Annotated in this window: 14 protein-coding genes and 1 pseudogene; 7 read left to right on the top strand and 8 right to left on the bottom strand. The window is 57.3% G+C overall.

Annotation, left to right across the window (positions count from 1 at the left end; genetic code table 11):
• Window positions 1–4 precede the first annotated feature (4 nt).
• Genes malQ through glgC form a run of 3 tightly spaced genes read right to left on the bottom strand, consistent with a single transcriptional unit; the run spans window position 5 to window position 4,471 of the window.
• Entirely contained in the window at window positions 5–1,492 is a 1,488-nt protein-coding gene (malQ, locus tag HLUCCO03_RS05105) for a 4-alpha-glucanotransferase (protein ID WP_292016618.1), read from the bottom strand.
• A complete protein-coding gene (locus HLUCCO03_RS05100) occupies window positions 1,489–3,216 on the bottom strand; it encodes a glycoside hydrolase family 57 protein (protein ID WP_027832027.1) in 1,728 nt (575 codons plus the stop codon). Before HLUCCO03_RS05100 ends, malQ begins: the two co-directional genes overlap by 4 nt.
• Complete coding sequence (gene glgC, locus HLUCCO03_RS05095) at window positions 3,206–4,471, bottom strand: glucose-1-phosphate adenylyltransferase (protein ID WP_027832028.1); 1,266 nt, start codon at window positions 4,469–4,471, stop codon at window positions 3,206–3,208. The genes HLUCCO03_RS05100 and glgC overlap by 11 nt, the downstream gene beginning before the upstream one ends.
• Before the next feature lie 189 nt (window positions 4,472–4,660).
• On the opposite strand from glgC, the gene glgB reads away from it, so the two are divergent.
• From glgB to glgP, 3 genes are read left to right on the top strand one after another with little or no spacing between them, the layout of a single operon-like run.
• On the top strand, window positions 4,661–6,547 hold the full coding sequence (gene glgB, locus HLUCCO03_RS05090; RefSeq protein WP_027832029.1) for a 1,4-alpha-glucan branching protein GlgB: 1,887 nt from the start codon (window positions 4,661–4,663) through the stop codon (window positions 6,545–6,547).
• Window positions 6,544–8,007, top strand: coding sequence for a glycogen synthase GlgA (glgA, locus tag HLUCCO03_RS05085; RefSeq protein ID WP_027832030.1), 1,464 nt, complete (start codon window positions 6,544–6,546; stop codon window positions 8,005–8,007). Before glgB ends, glgA begins: the two co-directional genes overlap by 4 nt.
• Before the next feature lie 32 nt (window positions 8,008–8,039).
• Window positions 8,040–10,592, top strand: coding sequence for an alpha-glucan family phosphorylase (gene glgP / locus HLUCCO03_RS05080; RefSeq protein ID WP_027832031.1), 2,553 nt, complete (start codon window positions 8,040–8,042; stop codon window positions 10,590–10,592).
• Window positions 10,593–10,611: 19 nt separating this feature from the next.
• On the opposite strand, the gene HLUCCO03_RS05075 is transcribed toward glgP, so the two are convergent.
• Both HLUCCO03_RS05075 and HLUCCO03_RS05070 read right to left on the bottom strand, forming a co-directional pair.
• Window positions 10,612–11,271, bottom strand: a complete 660-nt coding sequence (locus HLUCCO03_RS05075; protein ID WP_027832032.1) for an alpha/beta hydrolase — start codon at window positions 11,269–11,271, stop codon at window positions 10,612–10,614.
• A gap of 15 nt (window positions 11,272–11,286) precedes the next feature.
• On the bottom strand, window positions 11,287–12,492 hold the full coding sequence (locus HLUCCO03_RS05070; protein WP_027832033.1) for a 1-acyl-sn-glycerol-3-phosphate acyltransferase: 1,206 nt from the start codon (window positions 12,490–12,492) through the stop codon (window positions 11,287–11,289).
• A 152-nt stretch (window positions 12,493–12,644) separates the two neighbouring features.
• Here HLUCCO03_RS05070 and recQ point away from each other — a divergent pair, with 152 nt between their 5' ends.
• Window positions 12,645–14,504, top strand: a complete 1,860-nt coding sequence (gene recQ / locus HLUCCO03_RS05065) for a DNA helicase RecQ (RefSeq protein ID WP_051603857.1) — start codon at window positions 12,645–12,647, stop codon at window positions 14,502–14,504.
• 12 nt (window positions 14,505–14,516) lie between these two features.
• On the opposite strand, the gene HLUCCO03_RS05060 is transcribed toward recQ, so the two are convergent.
• Window positions 14,517–15,065: a DUF4442 domain-containing protein gene (locus HLUCCO03_RS05060; protein ID WP_051603858.1), complete on the bottom strand. Its 549-nt coding sequence runs from the start codon at window positions 15,063–15,065 to the stop codon at window positions 14,517–14,519.
• 204 nt (window positions 15,066–15,269) lie between these two features.
• On the opposite strand from HLUCCO03_RS05060, the gene HLUCCO03_RS05055 reads away from it, so the two are divergent.
• Window positions 15,270–16,226, top strand: coding sequence for a hypothetical protein (locus tag HLUCCO03_RS05055; protein WP_027832036.1), 957 nt, complete (start codon window positions 15,270–15,272; stop codon window positions 16,224–16,226).
• Here HLUCCO03_RS05055 and HLUCCO03_RS05050 read toward each other — a convergent pair.
• On the bottom strand, window positions 16,209–16,913 hold the full coding sequence (locus tag HLUCCO03_RS05050) for a methyl-accepting chemotaxis protein (protein WP_292016631.1): 705 nt from the start codon (window positions 16,911–16,913) through the stop codon (window positions 16,209–16,211). The two genes, HLUCCO03_RS05055 and HLUCCO03_RS05050, sit on opposite strands and share 18 nt — an antisense overlap.
• A gap of 153 nt (window positions 16,914–17,066) precedes the next feature.
• Window positions 17,067–17,945 (bottom strand): annotated as a pseudogene (locus HLUCCO03_RS05045) (cache domain-containing protein); the annotation flags it as partial.
• Window positions 17,946–18,275: 330 nt separating this feature from the next.
• Between HLUCCO03_RS05045 and HLUCCO03_RS05040 the strand changes: the two are divergent.
• Entirely contained in the window at window positions 18,276–19,823 is a 1,548-nt protein-coding gene (locus HLUCCO03_RS05040; protein ID WP_027832037.1) for a bifunctional GNAT family N-acetyltransferase/carbon-nitrogen hydrolase family protein, read from the top strand.
• Between the two features lie 121 nt (window positions 19,824–19,944).
• Window positions 19,945–20,343 carry a hypothetical protein gene (locus HLUCCO03_RS05035; protein WP_027832038.1) on the top strand — a complete coding sequence of 133 codons (399 nt, stop codon included), beginning with the start codon at window positions 19,945–19,947 and terminating at the stop codon, window positions 20,341–20,343.
• The last annotated feature ends 21 nt before the right edge of the window (window positions 20,344–20,364 follow it).

Here is a 20,364-nt window from a genome sequence, read left to right as displayed (position 1 = left end):
TGTGTTATGGCAGGCGCCCATATTTCTGAACGGACTCAGCGATCCTTTTGGACAGTTGTTCAGTGCATAAATTCCGGTCCAGTTGCCAGATCCAGTTGTTTGTTACGGTGCCCGGAGTATTGAACCGTGCCTCGGTACCCAGCCCGATGTAATCCTGCATGGGAACGATAGCCAGGGAGCATACAGAGCGGAATGCTGCCTCGATGACCGGCCAGGGCATGTCCTCGGCGGCGCAGGCCAGATAGTCATTTACATAGCGACGTGTAGGCTCGTCCAGGCTCTGGTACCAGCCAAGGGTGGTGTCGTTGTCGTGGGTTCCCGTGTACACGAGATCCCCGGCATGATGATTATGCAGCAGGTGGGGATTGTCCGGGCTGCCGTCAAATCCGAATTGCATAACCGTCATACCTGGCAGCCGGAAGCGCTTGCGGAGCTCCTCCACATCCTCGCTGATCATGCCCAGGTTTTCCGCTACCAGGGGCAGTTCCGGAAATCGCTTGAAGCAGGTTGCAAGAAAATCATCTCCCGGGCCCGGAACCCAGTAGCCGTATCGTGGCTCCGGTGATTCGGCCGGGATTTCCCAGTAGGCCTGCAGCCCACGGAAGTGATCAATTCGAATCAGGTCGAAAAGGTGGCGCTGGCTTTCCAGCCGTTCCAGCCACCACTGATAACCATCCGCTGCCATGGCCTGCCAGTCATAAAGCGGGTTGCCCCAGTGCTGGCCGTCCGGTGAGAAATAATCCGGTGGCACTCCGGCAACCACCGTCGGCTCACCTCGCTGGTCCAGCTTGAACAGGTGCCGGTTGGCCCAGACATCGGCGCTGTCGTGGGCAACGAAAATGGGGATGTCCCCAAACAGCAGAATGCCTTTTGTTCGGGCATAGTCCCGCAGCGCCTGCCATTGATGATTGAACAGAAACTGCTCGAAGCGGATCCGCGCCAGCCGGGGCTGGTTCTCATTGATGAATGCCTGCAGCGCGTTACTTTCCCGATCCCGCAAGGACTCCGGCCATTCCAGCCAGCCCGGAGACTCCTGAACCTCCCGGATCGCACAGAACAGGCAGAAATCATCAAGCCAGTAATCATTGGCCGCCCTGAAGCGCTCGAATCCACTCTGGTCAAGGCCAGGCGGGCTCTCCCTTTCATTAGAGAAGAACCGCTGTGCCGCCAGAGTCAATAGCGCCTGGCGCAGTTCGGCTGTCGGCCGGGAAAGCTCCCCCTCGTCCAACAAACCGGCCTGGACCAGTTCAGCCAGGTCTATAAAGTCCGGGTTACCGGCGTGGGCACTCAACGACTGATAAGGAGAAAGATCACGGTGGGTTGGACCGATCGGTAACGTCTGCCAGATGCTGATACCACTGGCGGCCAGGAAGTCGACAAACTGCCGTGCTTCAGCACCGATGACACCCCAGGAGCCTGGCAGGCAGGTCGGATGCAACAGCACCCCTGCCCGGCGCGTGTTGAACAGATCGTCGTTGCTGCTCGACATCATGCCGGTTGATCCGCTTCATGTCCGGGCCGCATGGTGCCGCCCCGGGCCGGTTCGCCGCTGCCCTGGCTCAGTTGCTGGAATACCGACGGTGGTGCCGGATAGCCGATCAGCTCATACAGATTGACAAGGTGGCGCCGGTAAAGGTGCTCAAAGTCACTGACGATCTGGGCCGGGTTGTAATCCCCGAACCACCAGAACCAGTCCGAACCTTCGCAGATAGCGAGCTGGTGCCTGGCGGACTCCTTTTGCTCGGAACTCAGGCTGCCATTGTCCATCACCCGGTCGTAATGGGTTTTTGCCTCACAAAGAAGATCCCAGGCGCGGTTCTTATCCGGGTCGCCGATCCAGGTGGAGAAAGTGCCATAGATCCAGCTGCCGGCCACCAGGTGCGGCAGGTTGATCTGCTCTGCAACCGGTTCTGCCACCAGATCGCTGTAGGTTGTGAGTTTCAGCCGCGGATGGTGCGCCAGCACCCGATACAGCTCGTCGAGAAAATGAAAACCGTTTTCCGGATAGTATTCCCAGGCATTTTCACCATCCATAATCACAGAAATCACCGGGTGCGCCTTGCCTTGGGCCTGCGTCGCGATGTTCTCCATGTGATGAACCAGATCACCGACGGCATCCACCGCATGCCAGTCGGCATAGGTGAAACCGATAAGGTCGGAAAGCCCGTCATCCCGGAAAAACACCGTTATATCGGATTCGCCAAAACTGTAGGGTTGATGAACGCCTGAATCCGGCAGGTTGGCGTTGCCTTCCCGGGCAAGATTCAGGCTGTTGTGAATCACCGAGTCCCCGCTGGCCGTCCAGCGGAACCCGTGTTCACCCAGTATTGCCAGGGTGGACTGGCTGAGGCCGCCCTCCGAGGCCCAGCACCCAGTCGGTTCAATACCAAAAAAGCGCTGGAATACGGATTTCGCCTGCTGCAGTTGCCAGCCGGCCCTGTCCTCGCCACCGGGATATTGGCGGCAAACAGGCAGGGGAATGTCCGGCATGGCCTCGCGAGCAGACCCGAGATCCAGCAACAGCGGCAGCATGGCGTGGCTGTAGGGGCTGACGGATAGCTCCACCTGCCCATTCCGGGCCAGATGCCGGTACCTGGGGCCGATACCGGAAAGCACATCAAAAATCACATCCAGCAACGCCTTGCGGTCGTCAGGGGTAAAATGCTGTCCCTTTTCCTGAAGCGCCTGGATGCAATGGTTCTCGTGCCGTATGGTTTCCCCCATCCAGCCGAGGTGATACCAGACCAGAAGATCCGACAGGAATCGGCTGGAAATATAGCGCTGCAACTCGGGTTTCTGGCGGTAGACCTCGGCAAGCTCGGCCAGTCTGGCGTAGGCGGGATAGCGCCTGATGATGCGTTCCGGGTTGGCCCGCAGGGCTTTTTCCATCAGACCGAGAAAGGCCGGAGTGCCGGTGTCCGGCATTTCCTGTGCGACCAGTGCTGCCAGCAGGGGGTCACCGATTTCGCCTGCACCATGGCGCCATCGTTCAATCTGGACCAGGTAGGTTTCGATCTGTTCCAGAAGAATCGGAGCAAAGTTGACCACAGCCCTCGCCTGGGGCTCTTTTTCAAGGTGAGCAGCCATGTCGCTGTAATCCTTGATGGTGTGCAGATACACCCAGGGAAACAGGAACTGGCCTGTACGCATGTCCTGGTACGAGGGCTGGTGCATATGCCAGCAAAGCACCACCGGGGTTTTGGTTTCAGAGACCATGGGGGTAGTCCTGCCCGAGCATCTCGGGCGTAATGAGCACAATACCCCTGGGTGAAACATGGAACCGCTTGCGGTCTTCGGTTTCATCAAAACCGATACGTGAGCCTTCCGGAATGCGGCAGCCGCGATCAATCAGGGCATTGCGTATGTGGCAGTGGCGGCCAATCTCTACATCCGGATAGATGACCGAGTCTGATATATCACTGTAGGAATGAACTTTAACCTGCGAGAATAAAAGGGAATGTTTGACCACGGCGCCGGACACAATACAGCCCCCTGCCACCATTGAGTCCACCGCCGTCCCCCTGCGGTTCTCGTCATCAAATATGAACTTCGCCGGCGGCAACTGCTCCTGATAGGTCCAGATCGGCCAGTCAGCATCGTACAGATTCAATTCCGGACTGATGCCAATAAGTTCCAGGTTTGCCTGCCAGAGTGCATCGATAGTGCCCACATCACGCCAGTAGGCAGGTTTGTTCTGAACCGGATCCCGGAACGGAAAAGCTATTACCCGCAGGCGTTTGATGACCGACGGGATAATATCCTTGCCGAAATCATGGGAGGTGTCCCCTTCCATCTGATGATCACGCATCAACTCATCGAACAATACCCGGGTGCTGAACACGTAGATACCCATGGATGCCAGCGCCTTGCCCGGCTGGCCAGGCATAGGCTTGGGTTGCTCCGGTTTCTCAACAAATTCAGTAACTCTTAGCTCATCGTCTACCGACATAACCCCGAATGCCGAGGCTTCGTCAATGGGTACTTCGATACAACCAACGGTGATTTCAGCATCATTCTCGACATGGGCAGCCAACATTGTGCCGTAGTCCATCTTGTAGATATGGTCACCGGCGAGAATCAGAACATATTCTGGATTGTGGCTGCGAATGATGTCCAGATTCTGCAAAACAGCATCTGCTGTTCCCTCATACCAGGATGTTTCAATCCGTTGCTGTGCTGGCAACAATTCGACGAACTCATCCATTTCCCCGCGCAGGAAACCCCACCCTCTCTGGATATGGCGGATCAGGGAGTGGGATTTGTACTGGGTAATCACACCTACCCTGCCTATACCCGAGTTAATACAATTTGAGAGTGGAAAATCGATAATTCGAAACTTTCCACCAAAAGGAACCGCCGGTTTGGCTCGCCAATTGGTGAGATCATGAAGGCGGGAACCCCGGCCGCCGGCGAGCACCAGCGCGAGAGTTTGGCGAGTAAGGCGACTGACGAAACGCTGGGCCGTGTGCATAACTGCTCCCCTGAAAATCCTTTGACTATGATGCGTTTTTCAGCAGAAAGGTCCTGACTTGGATTTGACGCTTGTAATGATATTAAAACACTATCACGAAATTATGACGTAGACTTGTCACGGGTCATTTTTCAAACAGGCCCATTAGCGTTCAATGTCAGCTCCACCTGGTTAGGAATATCACAGACTATGGATAGCCCAGCGCTAAGCGAATTCGACCTTCATCTTTTTGCCGAAGGCAGGCACTGGCACATCTACAATGTGATGGGCGCCCATGTCTGCAAAAGCGACGGCGTTGAGGGTGTCCGTTTCGCGGTATGGGCCCCCCATGCCAAAGCCGTCAGCGTTGTTGGCGACTTCAACGACTGGGCTTCCGGCGCCCACGCCATGGCCCTTCATGAAGGCATGGGGGTATGGTCGTGCTTTGTTCCCGGTATCGGTACGGGCGCCCTCTATAAGTTCGTCATTACCACCGAGAAGGGCCGGCAGCTCCTGAAAACCGATCCCTATGGCCAGGCCTTCGAACTGAGACCCGCCACGGCGGCCGTTGTTACCGAAAGAGGCCATTACGACTGGCACGACGGAGACTGGCTCAGCCGTCGTAGCCGATGGAACTGGCAGGAAACCCCCATTTCAATCTATGAGGTTCATGCTGCTTCCTGGCGCCACCATGGCTCCGGGCGCTGGCTGAACTACCGCGAGCTGGCGGATCAGCTGATCCCCTACGTGCTGGAACTGGGGTTCACCCATATCGAGTTATTGCCAGTGACAGAGCACCCCCTGGATGAGTCCTGGGGTTACCAGACCACTGGCTACTACGCGCCCACCAGCCGGTTCGGCACACCGGATGACCTGCGCTATCTCGTGGATCAGTGCCACCAGAATAACCTCGGGGTTATTCTCGACTGGGTGCCCGGCCATTTCCCCACGGATGAACATGCCCTTGCCCGTTTTGACGGCAGCGCCCTGTACGAACACGAAGATCCCCGCAAGGGTCGTCACCAGGACTGGGGAACACTGATCTACAACTACGGCCGGCACGAAGTCCGGAACTTCCTGATTGGCAGTGCCCTGTTCTGGCTGGACGCTTTCCATGTGGATGGCTTGCGTGTGGATGCGGTGGCCTCCATGCTCTATCTCAATTATTCCCGCAAGGAAGGTGAATGGGAGCCCAATATTTATGGCGGCCACGAGAACCTGGAAGCCATTGATTTTCTGCAGGAACTGAATCGGGTATGCCAGAGCCGTTTCCCCGGAGCCCTGATCAGCGCGGAGGAATCTACCTCGTGGCCACGGGTTACCCGGCCACCGGAAATCGGCGGGCTCGGGTTCAACCTGAAGTGGAACATGGGCTGGATGCACGACACCCTCGACTACCTGCACCAGGACCCGGTGTATCGCCAGTACCATCATGACAAGCTGACCTTTGGCCTGGTCTACGCTTTTTCCGAGAATTTCCTGCTGCCGCTTTCCCACGACGAAGTGGTACATGGCAAAGGCAGCCTGATCAATAAAATGACCGGTGACGAGTGGCAGCAGCGGGCCTCTTTACGATTACTGTTCAGCTATATGTACAGCTATCCCGGGGCCAAGTTGCTGTTTATGGGAGGCGAGTTCGGTCAACGCCGGGAATGGAGTGAATCCCGGGAACTGGACTGGTCGCTGCTTGAATCTCCGGGGCATCAGGGGCTCAAACGCCTGGTACAGGACCTGAACGGGCTCTACCGTCAGGAAGTCTCGCTCCATGGCAACAGTTTCCGCCCCGAGGGGTTTGAATGGATTGACTGCCACGACTCACCCCAGTCCGTCATCAGTTTCCTGCGCACCGCCAAGGGCGAAACGTCGGTCATCGTGGTCAATTTCACCCCGGTTCCAAGGCAGAATTATCGCATCGGGTTGCCCCGGGGCGGGACCTGGAGGGAGATCTTCAATTCAGATTCCGAGTACTATGGTGGAAGTAACCTGGGCAACCCCTTCCCCATGCCTGCAGATGAACAGTCATGGATGAACCGCAGCTGGTCGCTGGAGCTGACCCTTCCGCCCCTGGGCGCCATTATCCTGAGGCCGGCATCATGATCCGGGTTCTGTTTGCCACGAGCGAAGTCTATCCCCTGGTCAAAACCGGCGGTCTGGCGGATGTCTCTGCCAGCCTGCCGGAAGCGCTCTGCCGGCTGGAATACGATGTCCAGATCCTGCTTCCCGGTTACCCTCAGGCCATCAAGGCTGCCAGGGAAGCCGGTTCCCGCAGGAAATCCCGTTTCCGGATCGGCCAGTATGAAGTCAGCCTCTGGCAGACGCGGCTTCCGGGAACGGCGGTCACGCTCTGGCTGGTGGATTGTCCGCCACTGTTCGATCGGCCGGGGAACCCGTATCAGAACGAAGAAGGCCAGGACTGGTGGGATAACGCCCACCGCTTCGAGCTTTTTGGCAAGGTCGGGGCCATGATGGCGATGGGCGAAGCCGGAATCAGCTGGAGACCGGATCTGGTCCATTGTAACGATTGGCAAACCGGGCTGATTCCGGTGTTTCTCGAACAGTATGTCCATCGTCCAGGAACCGTGTTCACCATCCACAACCTCGCCTACCAGGGCCTGTTTTCCCATGATACCTTTCGGTCCCTTGGGCTGCCGGATTCACTGTGGCGGTGGGACCAGCTTGAGTTCTACGGCAAGCTGTCGTTTATCAAGGGCGGCCTCGTTTTCAGCGATCGCATAACCACGGTCAGCCCCGGATACGCCAGGGAGATACAGACCCCCGAGTTCGGACATGGTCTTGATGGTGTGCTCAGGCACCGTCAACAGTCGCTATCCGGCATCCTCAATGGCATCGATAATCGCATCTGGAACCCGGAAGAGGATCCCGAGCTGGCATTCCGATATGGTCCGGGCCACCTCAAGAACAAGAATCAATGCCAGGCACACCTGCAGAGGGAACTGGGCCTTGAGGTCAACGGCGGCCCCCTGCTTGGTTTTATTGGCCGCCTGGTGGAACAGAAAGGAGTGGACTGGCTGATTGCCGTTATACCAGAGTTACTGGAGGGCGGATGCCAGTTTGCACTCCTCGGATCTGGCGAAGCGCGGTTCGAGGAACCGCTGAAACAGCTGGCACGGCAGTGGCCGGGTCAGATGTCTCTGACTCTGGGTTATGACGAGGGGCTCTCACATCGTATTACCGCCGGATGCGATATGTTCCTCATGCCATCCCGGTTCGAACCCTGCGGGCTTAACCAGATGTACAGCCTGCGCTACGGTACCGTGCCCATAGTCCATGCAGTCGGCGGGCTGTCTGATACGGTTCAGGATCCGGATGACGTGGGCATCCGCAAGGCCAATGGTTTCCGGTTTGAAGGCGCCAGCGCCGAGGCGTTGCTGGCCACGGTCAACCGTGCGCTGGAATGGTTCCGTGATCGCAAGCGCTGGCGCCTGCTGCAGCAGAATGGCATGACCGCGGACTATTCCTGGAAGCAGCGGGCCCATACCTACGGTGAGCTTTATCAGAGCATTCTGAAAGAACGTGACAATCAACAGCTGGATTAGTGCGAGCCCGTGCCCGCCCGGAGGCAATCAACATGCATAAACCAACGGAATTCCGACTTGAAGCACACCCCCTTATTCCGGAAGCGCTCGAGCGTCTTGAAGAGTTGGCCAACGATCTGTTCTACAGCTGGGATCACGGCGTTCGCAGCCTGTTTGCCAGGATAGACCTGCGCCTGTGGCAGAAGGTTGAGCATAATCCAAAGCTTTTTCTGCGCCGCGTCGCCCAGGACCGGCTGGATGAAGCAGCGGAAGACCGTGCTTTTCTGGCTGAATACCGGCGGGTACTGAGCAGTTACGATGCCTATCTGGAAGCCGGTCCCGGCCCGGAGGTAACGGAGAAACTGGACCCGGAAACAACGCTGGTGGCCTACTTCTGCGCCGAATTCGGCTTTCACGAAAGTTTCCCGATCTACTCCGGGGGGCTTGGTATTCTGGCAGGGGATCACTGCAAGGCGGCCAGTGACCTTGCCCTGCCCTTCGTGGCTGTCGGCCTGCTCTACCAGCAGGGATATTTCATTCAGAGCATTGATGCCCAGGGGCAGCAAATTGCACGATACCGGTCCCATTCCAGTGACGAACTGCCGATAGCACCGGTAGAGAAAGATGGTAAGGTGCTGAAGGTCTCCGTACCCTTTCCGGGGCGAGACGTTACCGCCCGGGTGTGGGAAGCAAGGGTCGGCCATATCCGTCTGTATCTGCTGGACAGCCACACCGAGGAAAACAACCCTGAAGATCAGGAATTAACGCTGCAGCTTTATGGCGGCGACGAATCCACGCGTATCAGCCAGGAGATGCTGCTGGGCATCGGAGGAACCCGGGTGCTGAAGGCCCTGGGCCTGAATCCGACGGTCTGGCACATAAACGAGGGCCATGCTGCGTTCCAGATTATCGAGCGCTGCCGGCTTGCCATGGCCGCGGGATTAAGCTTTGAGGCCGCCCTCGAGGCGGTTGCCGGCGCTACCCTGTTTACTACCCATACACCGGTGGCGGCCGGCCATGACATTTTTCCGAGGAATCTGGTCCACCATGCACTGGGCAGATACCTGGAAGAATCCGGCCTCGACTTCGAGAGGGTGTTTGCACTGGGCCAGAAAAACGGTAGTGACACCTTCAACATGACCGGGCTCGGGCTGCGAGGTTCGCGGTTCCATAACGGCGTCAGCCGGATTCACGGTGGCGTAGCGTCGCGCATGGAAGGCGATATCTGGCCGCAGGTACCCCCGGAAGAGAATCCGCTGGGCTACATTACCAATGGAGTACACGTCCCCACCTTCCTGGCGCCGGAATGGTCCAGCCTGTTTGAAATCCAGGCACCCACCTGGAAGAGTGAACTGAGGAATCCGGACTTCTGGGAGTTTATCGACCAGATTCCGGATTACCACTACTGGAGCGTTCACAAGGCACTCAAGCAACAGATGGGGGAATACACTGTTCGCCGGCTCCGGCGCCAGCATAAGCGCAACGGTACCGGCCACTCGGTGACCGAGCGGATGACGCGCCAGCTGATTTCCACGGAGAAAGACACCCTGGTGATCGGTTTTGCCAGGCGGTTTGCCACCTACAAGCGCGCCACCCTCATCTTTTCCGACCTTGAGCGCCTTGAGAGGATAATCACCGACGCCGATCGCCCGGTGGTGCTGATTTTTGCCGGCAAGGCCCACCCCCGGGACAAGCCCGGCCAGCAATTGATCAAGGTTATCCACGACCTGTCCATGCACCCTTCCCTGATGGGCCACCTGATTCTGCTGGAGGATTACGACCAGGCCATGGCAAGAAGGCTGCTCAGCGGCGTGGACGTGTGGCTGAATACTCCTGAATACCCCAAGGAGGCCAGCGGTACCTCCGGTGAAAAAGCTGCCCTGAACGGGGCTCTCAATCTGAGCGTGCTGGACGGCTGGTGGGGCGAGGGATACAACGGCAAGAACGGCTGGGCCATTCCGCCAAGGGACACCGAGCTGGATGCCGAGTTCCGTAACCAGGAAGAAGCCCGCGACCTTCTGGACCTGCTGGAGTATGAAGTGGTGCCGCTCTATTACGAACGGGCATCCCTGGGTTACTCCAAAGGCTGGGTCAAGCGATCCAAGGCCTCCATGAAAACCATTACGCCAAGGTTCAACAGCCAGCGCATGGTGATGGATTACGTGACCCGTTATTACCAGCCCGCATCCAGCCAGGGTGCCCGCCTGATGGCTGACCAAGGCAGTATCGCCAACGGCCTTGCGGACTGGAAAGCAAGGGTCCGGGAGGCATGGCCGGAGGTAGAGCTGCGGGTTGTCGGATGTGTGAACGCTCGTTGCCCCCATGACGGAGCCGTGGAACTGCGGGTGGAGGCATTGCTAAACGGGCTGAGTGCAGACGATGTGCGCGTTGAGTGCCTGGTGAGCCCGGAGTGCACGGGAACCCATGAGAACCCCGGGCCCGCGAGCTTCTTTCTGGAACGGGAAAGCGAGGCCGACGGCACAACCGTATTTGCTACCCGGGTCCAGCCATCGTACCCCGGGCTTCAGACCCTGAGACTCAGAATGTATCCCTACCACGACGCACTGACACATCCCCTGGAAATGGGCGCCATGCTCTGGGTATGAACCCGGGCATGGCGCGGTATTACAGAACGTACTTGCGGATAAACCTGCCGATGTCCTGGATTTCCTCAAGGCACACACTGTGCTCCATCGGGAAGGTTCGGTACGTCGGATCGAATCCCAGCTCCTTCAGCTTTTCCACGCTCAGCCGCCCCAGTGACTCGGGTACCATCGGATCGTAGGTTCCGTGGTAGATGCTGATGGGGATGCCACGGTTGGCGTCGGAAACCTCGACGGTTTTTGCGGTCGCAAAGTAGGTGGACAGGGCCAGGATGCCACCCAGGCGTTTCGGATAGCTCAGCCCCAGTTCGTAGGCAACGGCCCCGCCCTGGGAGAACCCTGCGATAATAATCTTCTCGCTGTTTACACCGCGTTCAATTTCCCGGTCCACCAGTCTTGCGACGGCATCGGAAGATGCCATCAACTGGTCGGTATCAACGACCCGGTCGATGTCCATCGCTTTGATGTCGTACCAGGCCGGCATGGTCATGCCGCCGTTGATGGTCACGGGCATGTTGGGGGCATGGGGAAAGATGAAACGGACCGCGGCGTCCTCCGGCAGCCCGAGTTCCGGCACCACCGGTTCGAAGTCGTGGCCACTGGCGCCAAGGCCATGAAGCCAGATAACCGCTGCAGTAGGATTGGGTCTGGTTTCCAGCTCTATGTATTGAAGCTCTTGCACAAAGTACCTCGGGTATCAGGAATGTTCCGTTGGTGAATCCGGTTTGCCGTTGTGAGCCTCCAGGGCCGTTACAACGGGGTTGGCGTACATGTCCAGCAGGTATGGCCGGATGGCCGGATCGCAAGCGTCCAGCCGTCGCTCCATCTCCGCTTCCGCCGCCTCGATTTCTGCCGCTGACCAGGCTTCCGCCGTCACCACAGCATCACTGACCGAATCCCGGGTGGCGTGTGAATCCGGATGAATGCCCCTTTGCTGATAGGCCACCAGGTTCGACGTGTGCAGGTGATAGTTGGCGTGCATTTCCCGGTCGATCCGGGCTGCCAGGTCTTTCGGGTTGTCTTCGGCATCGGCAATGGGTGCGCCAAAATGAACGTGCACGTGGCCCTTGAAGCCAGTGAGGCCCTTCATGATCTGATCGGTATCCTCACCTTCCTTCTTGACGTATTCCCCTGTGCGGGCCCGTGTTTCAAGTTCCCGGGCCTTGTCCACATCGCAAGGGTCGTACTCATAGGCAATGGATACCGGCACGATGTGCAGCCGGTTCATGGCCTCGCCAAACGCCAGCCCGCTCTTCTTCTTGCTCATGTAGAACATCTTGATGATGGCCGGATCGGTGAAATCAAGGCCGTTTTTCGCCCGGCCTTCCCTCTGCGCGATCCAGATGCTCTCGTTGTTGTCGATGCTGTGGTTGATAAATGCGGACAGCATGATGTAGGCATCCCGCATCTCCCGCGGGCTGGTCATGTTCCGGCGCACCACAAAACTCTTGTTGAGCCTCATCATTTCGGCAAACACCCTGTTCGCCAGCAGGTTATCTCCGATGGCAATGCGTGTGGTCTTGAAGCCGTTGGCAAACAACAGGTAGTTCACCACCATGGGGTCAAACACGATATCCCGGTGATTGGAAATAAACAGATGAGCACTGTGTTTGTTGAGATTTTCCAGGCCACTGTGGGTAACACGGGTCGTGGTGTTGCTCACCAGCTCGCCAACGTAGCCGGATAACCGGGCCTGGAGATCGTCAATCCGGGTAATGCCGCCGAAGTGGCTGATCAGCCAGCGCTTTACCCACAGCCGGAGAACCGCCGGGGCCCATTTCGCCAGTGTTGGCGATTTGAAGCGGCCGACCATGTCCAGAAATTCCTGGTCCCGAACCAGATTATTGATGGCGTTTGCGGTTTCCTCGTCCGAATAGGGACGGATGGCATCAAATTCCTGCATGGAAATCCTGTTTGTTGAGTGCAGAAAAAAGCCGCATTGTAGCCGCAATAGGGTTTGTTTGTCTCCGCCGATTCCGTGACGGGATTCTGGTATCATTGCTCGCCTGCCAGAATGTCTGGTTTTTACCGTTAACCAACACCACCGGCCAAGTCATGGATTTTGCACAGCTAAGCACAGAGCGCCCCCGTGTTTCAGATCAGGACCCGGAAGAAGTCCTGCACCGGATATTCGGCTACGAGACCTTCAGGCCACTGCAGGGTGACATTATCCGTGAAGTGGTGAATGGCGGTGATGCGCTGGTACTGATGCCTACCGGTGGGGGCAAATCACTGTGTTACCAGGTGCCTGCCCTCGTGCGCGCGGGCACGGCCATCGTTATTTCCCCGCTGATCGCGCTGATGCAGGACCAGGTGGCCGCCCTGAAGGAACTGGGTGTCAGGGCGGCGTTCCTGAACTCCACCATGGATTTCGAGCAGGCCCGGGATACCGAAAATGCCCTGATGACCGGGGAGCTGGACCTTCTCTACTGTGCGCCGGAGCGACTGATCCAGCCCCGCACCCTGGACCTGCTGCACCATGCGTCCATTTCCCTGTTTGCCATTGACGAGGCCCACTGTGTATCCCAGTGGGGGCATGATTTCCGGTCTGACTACCTTGAGCTGAGCCGGCTGGCTCACGAATTCCCCGGTGTGCCCCGTATCGCGTTGACGGCCACTGCCGATGAGCGTACCCGCAAGGAAATTGGAGAAAGGTTGTCCCTTACCGAAGCACGTCACTTCATCAGTGGCTTTGATCGCCCCAACATCCAGTATCGTATCGCTCCGAAAACAAACGCCAACAAACAGTTACTGGATTTTATTAAAGCGGAACATGATGGCGACTGCGGTATCGTTTACTGCCTGTCGCGCAACAAGGTCGATGCCACAGCAAAGATGCTCAGCGACAAAGGCTACACCGCTCTGCCCTATCATGCGGGCCTGAATGCCGGTGACCGGGCCCGGCACCAGGAACGGTTCCTGCGGGAAGACGGGGTTATCATAGTGGCCACCATTGCGTTTGGCATGGGCATCGACAAACCGGATGTGCGGTTTGTCGCCCACCTGGATCTGCCCAAAAGCCTGGAAGCCTATTACCAGGAAACCGGCCGTGCCGGACGGGATGGAAAGCCTTCAACCGCGTGGATGGTTTATGGCCTGCAGGACGTGATCAAGCTGCGGCAGATGCTGGAAGGCTCCATGGGCAACGACCACTTCAAGCGCGTTGAACGCCAGAAGCTGGATGCCATGCTCGGCCTTTGCGAGGTGACCAGTTGCCGAAGGCAGGTACTGCTGCGCTACTTCGGCGACACCCTTGAGGATCCCTGTGGCAACTGTGACACCTGCCTGAATCCACCGGAAACCTGGGATGGCAAGGTGGCTGTCCAGAAGGCGCTTTCCTGCGTGTTCAGAACGGGCCAGCGCTTCGGGGTTACCTACCTGATCGATGTATTGCGTGGTTCGGAGAACGAGAGAATACTGCAATTTGGCCACCACAAGGTGTCCACCTACGGCATAGGTACGGAGCTGTCAGTCAACGACTGGAAATCCGTGTTCCGGCAACTGGTGGCCAACGGCTACCTGCGGGCGGACCCGGAGGGTTACGGTGCCTTGCAGCTTACGGAGGAGTGCCGGCCACTGCTGAAGGGCGAAGTACCCATCCAGCTACGCAAGGACCCGGTGATCAAATCATCCGGCGGTCGCAGTTCCGCTGGTGCATCCGGGCGTCGCAAGATCGTGGATCAGATTACCGACAAAACCGGCTGGGAGGCCTTGCGGGCCTGCCGCAAGGCATTGGCGGAAGAAAAAGGCGTGCCGCCTTACGTGATCTTTCACGATGCGACCCTGTTCGAGATTCTGGAAAAACGACCGAACAGCCTGGCGGAAATGGCGGAGATCAATGGTGTGGGTGCCGCCAAGCTTGAGAAGTACGGCGACACCTTCCTCGCCGCCCTGCGGGAGCTGGACGGCCTGTAACGAGCTGATTTACTACGCCTTGAATCCTTTCTTCCGTACCCGGTACTGGGCAATCGACGTAGCTACATGATTGCCCTCCTGATCGTACAGGGTGCCTTCCAGCGCGAATGCAGCCCTGCCGATCTCATCCGCTTCGGTTTTTATGGCCTGAACCGTTGCTTCATCCAGGGAAAACTCTACGAATACATCCGAGTTGGCTGGCTGCAGGAATTGCAGGGTCATTTCCTTGAGGATGGGGGTGTAGGCCGGCCCCAGGTCGAACAGCGTCAGCACACCACCGGGAATTTCAGCCACCAGGAAGTAGGCACCGGCATACAGGCTGCCAAAATGATTCTTGTTGCCCTTGAGACGAATCTTCGCTTTCACAAAACCGGGCCGCACTTCTTCCACGCTGAAGCCGTTACGGGGCGCAAACGGAATCGACAGCCCGATAATCCGGTTCACCGCAGCGTAACCCGTGGTTTTCCTCAGCCAGGCCAATGGCTGGGTCATCCGTGCTTTGGGATCAGACGCAGAGACCCACTGCCCTGTCGCCCCGATCAGATTATCGATTATCGCCATGTATTTACTCTCCCGAACGCAATGATTCCCGGCAGGCCGGGCCAACAGGCGTAGATGTTTACAGTGCGACAGAAGCCTTCGCAACTATTTTTGTCGATTTCTGCGGACAGTTCCTGTTGCTTCCGGGAAATTCACCTAAACTGCTCTGGTGTTAAAGAATTGCAGAAACAGGAGACCAGGCATGGATAGGGAAGGCAGCGCCCAATGAGCTCGGGACGGGCACGTTGGCTGCTTGCAGGCCTGATGTATTTTGGCGCAGGCATTGTTCTGTTCGCGGATCAACCCGCCAACGCCGCCTCGCAGGCCGCTGACGCCGTGAAGGAATACCGGCTGTGGTACCGGAACTACGACAGCCCGCCTGTCCGTGCACTGGTTTCCCTGGCATTCGACAAGACTCCCGAGTATGGCCCATACACCGTATCCCGAAGCCCCGAGATGCCCCAGGGGCGTGTCATTCGTGAGCTGGAGCAGCAACGCTCATCGCTGGTGGATATTGCCAATGTAGCCACCTCGAATGAACGGGAAGACAATCTGCTGGCCATTCCCATTCCGATTGATGGAGGGCTGCTGGGATTCCGGGTTTGCGTGGTGTTGAAGGAATCGCTGCCGATGTTTGAGGGCATCAGGACCATCCGGGACTTTCAGAAGGCAGGCATACGCATCGGTCAGGGTGCTCACTGGCCAGATACCCCGATACTGGAGGTTAACGGGATACCGGTCATTACCCACTCCCGTTATGAAATTCTCTTCCGTATGTTGGAAAACCAGCGTTTTGAATGCTTTGCCCGGGGTGTGAGCGAAGTATTGTTCGACCTGGAACTGGAAGATAATCCGGACCTGGTGATAGAACCCGATATTCTGCTGGCCTACGCCATGCCCTCGTACTTTTTCGTCAGCAAGCATGACCATGAAACGGCCCAGCGCCTCCAGCTGGGCATGGAGCGGGCGATCGAGGATGGCAGTTTCGGTGAATACCTCGATCACTTCTATGGCAGGGCTCTGAGGGAGCTGGCGCTCGAAGAACGTACCGTACTCGTTCTTGCGAACCCCTACCTGACGGATGAATCCGGTACGATCGGACGCTACACCCTGAGAAATCTGCGTCAGCGCATCCTGTTACTGTCGAGGCCGGAAGCGCCCGCTTCAGACCCGGAACCGTGAGACATTCTGACTGAGCGTTCTGCCAATCGATTCGATCTGCCCGCTGTAGACGTCGTTTTCGCTGGCCGCTTTGGCTGCTTCCTGGCCTTCATCAGCGATCCGGGTGATGGATGAGTTCAACTCTTCCGTCACCGACGTCTGTTCCTCTGATGCCGTGGCGATCTGGGATGTCATCTGGCTGATGGACGTGATGGCCTCGGCAATCCGGTTGAGCGCTTCCATGGCATCCTGGGCCTTTTCCATGCTGACATTGGAAACCGCAGTTGAGGCTTTCATGACTTCCACCGCATTGGCGGCGCCACTCTGCAGGCGTTCAATCATATTGTTGATTTCCTCGGTGCTGTCCTGGGTTCGGCGAGCCAGATTACGCACTTCGTCTGCCACCACGGCAAATCCGCGGCCGGCGTCCCCTGCCCTGGCCGCCTCAATTGCCGCATTCAGTGCCAGCAGATTGGTCTGCTCGGCAATACCCTGGATGACCTCCAGTACCGAAGTAATATCGGTAACATCCTTGCCAAGTTTGTCGATGACTTCGGCAGCCGAATTCACTTCTTTTGACAGCTTCTGCACCGCATCCCTGGATGCGGCAACGGTCTCCAGGGACGCACGGCTGTCGGAATCTGCTGTATTGGCCGCATCCGCCGTCTGCTGGGCATTCTGGGCAATCTCGCCGGCGGCAGCGGACATTTCATTGATTGCCGTGGCCACCATATCCACTTCGGCCTGCTGCTTCTCGACACTGCCACGGCTGGTGCTGGCGGTCTCCCTCAGCGAGGTAACATTATCGCCAAGCTCTGCCGTACCCTGCTGGACGTCCCGGACAACCGTCTGGATGTTTTCAACAAAGCTGTTGAATTCCCGTGCCAGTGTACCGAACTCGTCACTGGCGCTGTCGTCGAGGCGCTTGGTCAGGTCCGCATCACCACTGGCGATGGATGACATGGCGCGGTTGAGTTTGCGTACCGGTGCCATCAGTACCCGAATGCCGAAATGGAGCACCACCAGGGATACCAGCAGACCAATCACAGCGATAATCAGCCCGGTAACCCGAGCCGCCTGAACCGGTGCGTTGATCTTGTCTTCATTGATAAAGGTACCCAGGTACCAGTCCACACCGCGGGCATCGGTGATGGGATGGAAACTTGCCGTCCAGCTTACGCCTTCTGCCTCATAGCGGTGGCTGTCACCACGAAGGCCGGGGTCCTCACCCAGTAATTCGCTGATGTCCTCGCCGACCAGGTCCTGGTCGGGATGATAAAGCACGGTGCCGTCGTCGCTGATCAGCGCGGCATACCCTGTGTCTGCCAGGGTAATGGTGGACAGGGTCTGTTCGATGGTTTTCAGTGCAATATCACCTCCGATTACCCCCTCGTACTCGCCCCGCTTTACCGGAGCCAGGGTGGAGATAATGGTGCCGCCGGTGCCGGCGTCCAGGTAGGGTTCGGTAAAAGACGCCGTACCGCTCTCTTTGGCCTGCTTGAACCAGGGGCGGGTGCGGGGGTCAAAATCATCAGGCAGGGTCGCTTCCGATGCGTCATCTTTCATCAGCATGTAACCATCGTCACGGCCGACATACACATCGATAAAACCGCCACCGGTGGTCGCAGCGGCCAGAATGACCCGGGCATCCCGGTCATTCGTTACCGATTCAAACGCTTTTGCCGTCGCTTCCGTCATGGTCAGGCGGGTGTTGAGCCAATCCGCAATACTGGACGTACTCTGTTCGACCGTGTCCTAAATCAGCGCTTCAACATAGGTATCGGTGGTGTTCTTGAGCCTGATGTTGCCACTGAGCGTGAAGGCCCCCATAACCAACACAAGCAGTATTCCGAAGGCAATGAGTAGCTTCTGGCCGAAACTCAGGTTCGTTTTCCCGGTCCTTTTCAGTAATTTGATGCCGATAGTGTGAGCTTAACGCCATTACGTTCTTTGTTCTGTATAACTTTGTTTCGGCCTATGGTGCGAAGTCTTTAGTGTGATCTGATAAAATGAAAAATCTGTTTAACGCATTCTGCGCAATTTCCCTGCATCCAACCGGAGCCGCCGTCTATGGCCCACGAAGAACTGCACCTTAACCTTCGTAACCTCACCACCGATGACTATGCCCAGCTCCAGAAGCTCATGGACAGGGTGTATGACGACATAGGTGGTGCCTGGCCTGAAGAGACCATCAAGGCCCTGGTTGAGCAGTTCCCGGATGGCCAGATCTGTATCGAGGAATCCGGTGAACTGGTTGCGGTGGCGCTGACGGTGTGTGTGAAGTATGAGCGTTTCAGTAACCCCCACACCTACGACGACCTGATCCTGCGCAACGAAAAAATCTGGCATAACCCCAAGGGTGATTCCCTCTACGGCCTGGATGTTTTCATTCATCCCGATTACCGCGGCTATCGCCTGGGGCGCCGGCTTTATGAAGCACGCAAGGAGCTGTGCCGGTCCATGAACCTCCGTGCCATCCTGGCGGGTGGGAGGATTCCCGGTTACCACAAGTATTCCGACCAGTACTCGCCCGAGGAGTACATCCAGCGGGTGGACCGCAAGGACATTTACGATCCCATCCTCAGCTTCCAGCTGTCCAACGATTTCCAGGTTACCCGGCTGATGCACAAATATCTGCCGGAGGACGAGAAGTCCCTTGGTTACGCCACCCTGCTCGAGTGGCGGAACATTCTTTATACCCCGCCGTCGCCGGTGCTGAGTGTAAAGAAGACCCAGGTGCGGCTGGGCGCCGTGCAATGGCAGATGCGGGAATTCACGTCCGTGGACGAGGTACTTGAACAGGTTGAGTATTTCGTTGACGCGCTGTCCGATTACAAAAGTGACTTTGCGCTCTTCCCGGAGTTTTTCAACGCGCCGTTGATGGGCCTGACGGACCAGATGGACCAGACTCGCGCTATCCGCTTCCTGGCAGGCTTTACCGAGCAGTTCCGCAACCAGATGTCGGAAATGGCGGTGAGCTACAACATCAACATCATCACCGGTTCCATGCCCCTGCTTGAAAACGACCGGGTGTATAACGTTTCCTATCTCTGCCATCGTGACGGGCGCGTGGACGAGCAGCGCAAGATCCATATCACGCCCCACGAACGGCGGGACTGGGTTATCGAGGGTGGCGACAAGTTCCAGGTGTTCGAAACCGACGCCGGCCGGGTCGCCATCATGATCTGCTACGATATCGAGTTTCCTGAACTCGGGCGACTGGCTGCCAGTGACGAAGTGGACATCATTCTCGTTCCCTTCTGGACAGACACCAAGAACGGCTATCTGCGGGTTCGCCACTGTGCCCAGGCCCGTGCGATCGAGAACGAGTGCTACGTTGTCATCACCGGCAGTGTTGGTAACCTGCCCAAGGTTGAGAACCTCGACGTCCAGTATGCCCAGTCCTCGGTGTTTTCGCCCTCTGACTTCGCTTTCCCCCATGATGCGGTAATGGCGGAAACAACCCCGAACACCGAAATGATCATGTTCTCGGATATGGACCTTGAAAAACTCAAGCTGGTGCGCAACGAAGGCTCTGTTACGAATCTGAAAGACAGACGCACGGATATCTACGCCCTCAATACCCTGCAAAAGGGCCAAAATAATCCGGACAGTTGATGAACCGTGTGAAAGCCCTATCGTATGACACTGAACACGTTGCCAAACACCCTGAGTGTGGCTATTGTTTAACCAAGCACACTCAGGTCGCTGCCCCGGAACAACCAGAGATCACTTGTAAATGAACGAAGCACTACCGGATCTTGTCGCACAGTTTCACGTCAAGCGTGGCCTGTTTCGCCGTGAACGGGTTGAAGCGGCGCTGTTTGAGCTGGACAACTTTGGCTGTGTGATGAAAACCGACAAGGTATTCAATCCGGGCGATACGGTTGTGCTCGATCTGATCATGGAAATGCCTTTCGATAACATCCGGGCCGATGGCATAGCCGGTCTTGTCACTGAGCGTAGAAAGCACTGTAGCAATTTCTTTTATTCTGTTGATTTTGTTGATGTTAATGACCAGTCCTCAACCGCCCTCTCGGACAAACTGAAGCGGATACGGGACGTGGTCAGGAAAAAACAGTTACTGAAATCCAGACGTTCCTCAGGGCCCTCCTCCAGCCTTCGGCAGATGGCCTGAACCCACGCACGATTTGCATTC

This window comes from Marinobacter sp. HL-58 (assembly GCF_001314605.1).
In the GTDB taxonomy this organism is placed as follows: Bacteria; Pseudomonadota; Gammaproteobacteria; order Pseudomonadales; family Oleiphilaceae; genus Marinobacter.
Note: the sequence above shows the minus strand (reverse complement) of the source record. Positions and strands in the feature narration are given on the sequence as shown.

Excerpts from the sequence above, each read along its gene's own strand:
- glgC (WP_027832028.1), bottom strand. The coding sequence starts at position 4,471 with ATGCACACGGCCCAGCGTTTCGTCAGTCGCCTTACTCGCCAAACTCTC.
- HLUCCO03_RS05070 (WP_027832033.1), bottom strand. The coding sequence starts at position 12,492 with ATGCAGGAATTTGATGCCATCCGTCCCTATTCGGACGAGGAAACCGCA.
- HLUCCO03_RS05050 (WP_292016631.1), bottom strand. The coding sequence starts at position 16,913 with ATGTCCGCTGCCGCCGGCGAGATTGCCCAGAATGCCCAGCAGACGGCG.
- HLUCCO03_RS05035 (WP_027832038.1), top strand. The coding sequence starts at position 19,945 with ATGAACGAAGCACTACCGGATCTTGTCGCACAGTTTCACGTCAAGCGT.
- HLUCCO03_RS05100 (WP_027832027.1), bottom strand. The coding sequence starts at position 3,216 with ATGGTCTCTGAAACCAAAACCCCGGTGGTGCTTTGCTGGCATATGCAC.
- HLUCCO03_RS05040 (WP_027832037.1), top strand. The coding sequence starts at position 18,276 with ATGGCCCACGAAGAACTGCACCTTAACCTTCGTAACCTCACCACCGAT.
- HLUCCO03_RS05055 (WP_027832036.1), top strand. The coding sequence starts at position 15,270 with ATGAGCTCGGGACGGGCACGTTGGCTGCTTGCAGGCCTGATGTATTTT.
- glgB (WP_027832029.1), top strand. The coding sequence starts at position 4,661 with ATGGATAGCCCAGCGCTAAGCGAATTCGACCTTCATCTTTTTGCCGAA.
- glgP (WP_027832031.1), top strand. The coding sequence starts at position 8,040 with ATGCATAAACCAACGGAATTCCGACTTGAAGCACACCCCCTTATTCCG.
- malQ (WP_292016618.1), bottom strand. The coding sequence starts at position 1,492 with ATGATGTCGAGCAGCAACGACGATCTGTTCAACACGCGCCGGGCAGGG.
- HLUCCO03_RS05060 (WP_051603858.1), bottom strand. The coding sequence starts at position 15,065 with ATGGCGATAATCGATAATCTGATCGGGGCGACAGGGCAGTGGGTCTCT.
- recQ (WP_051603857.1), top strand. The coding sequence starts at position 12,645 with ATGGATTTTGCACAGCTAAGCACAGAGCGCCCCCGTGTTTCAGATCAG.
- glgA (WP_027832030.1), top strand. The coding sequence starts at position 6,544 with ATGATCCGGGTTCTGTTTGCCACGAGCGAAGTCTATCCCCTGGTCAAA.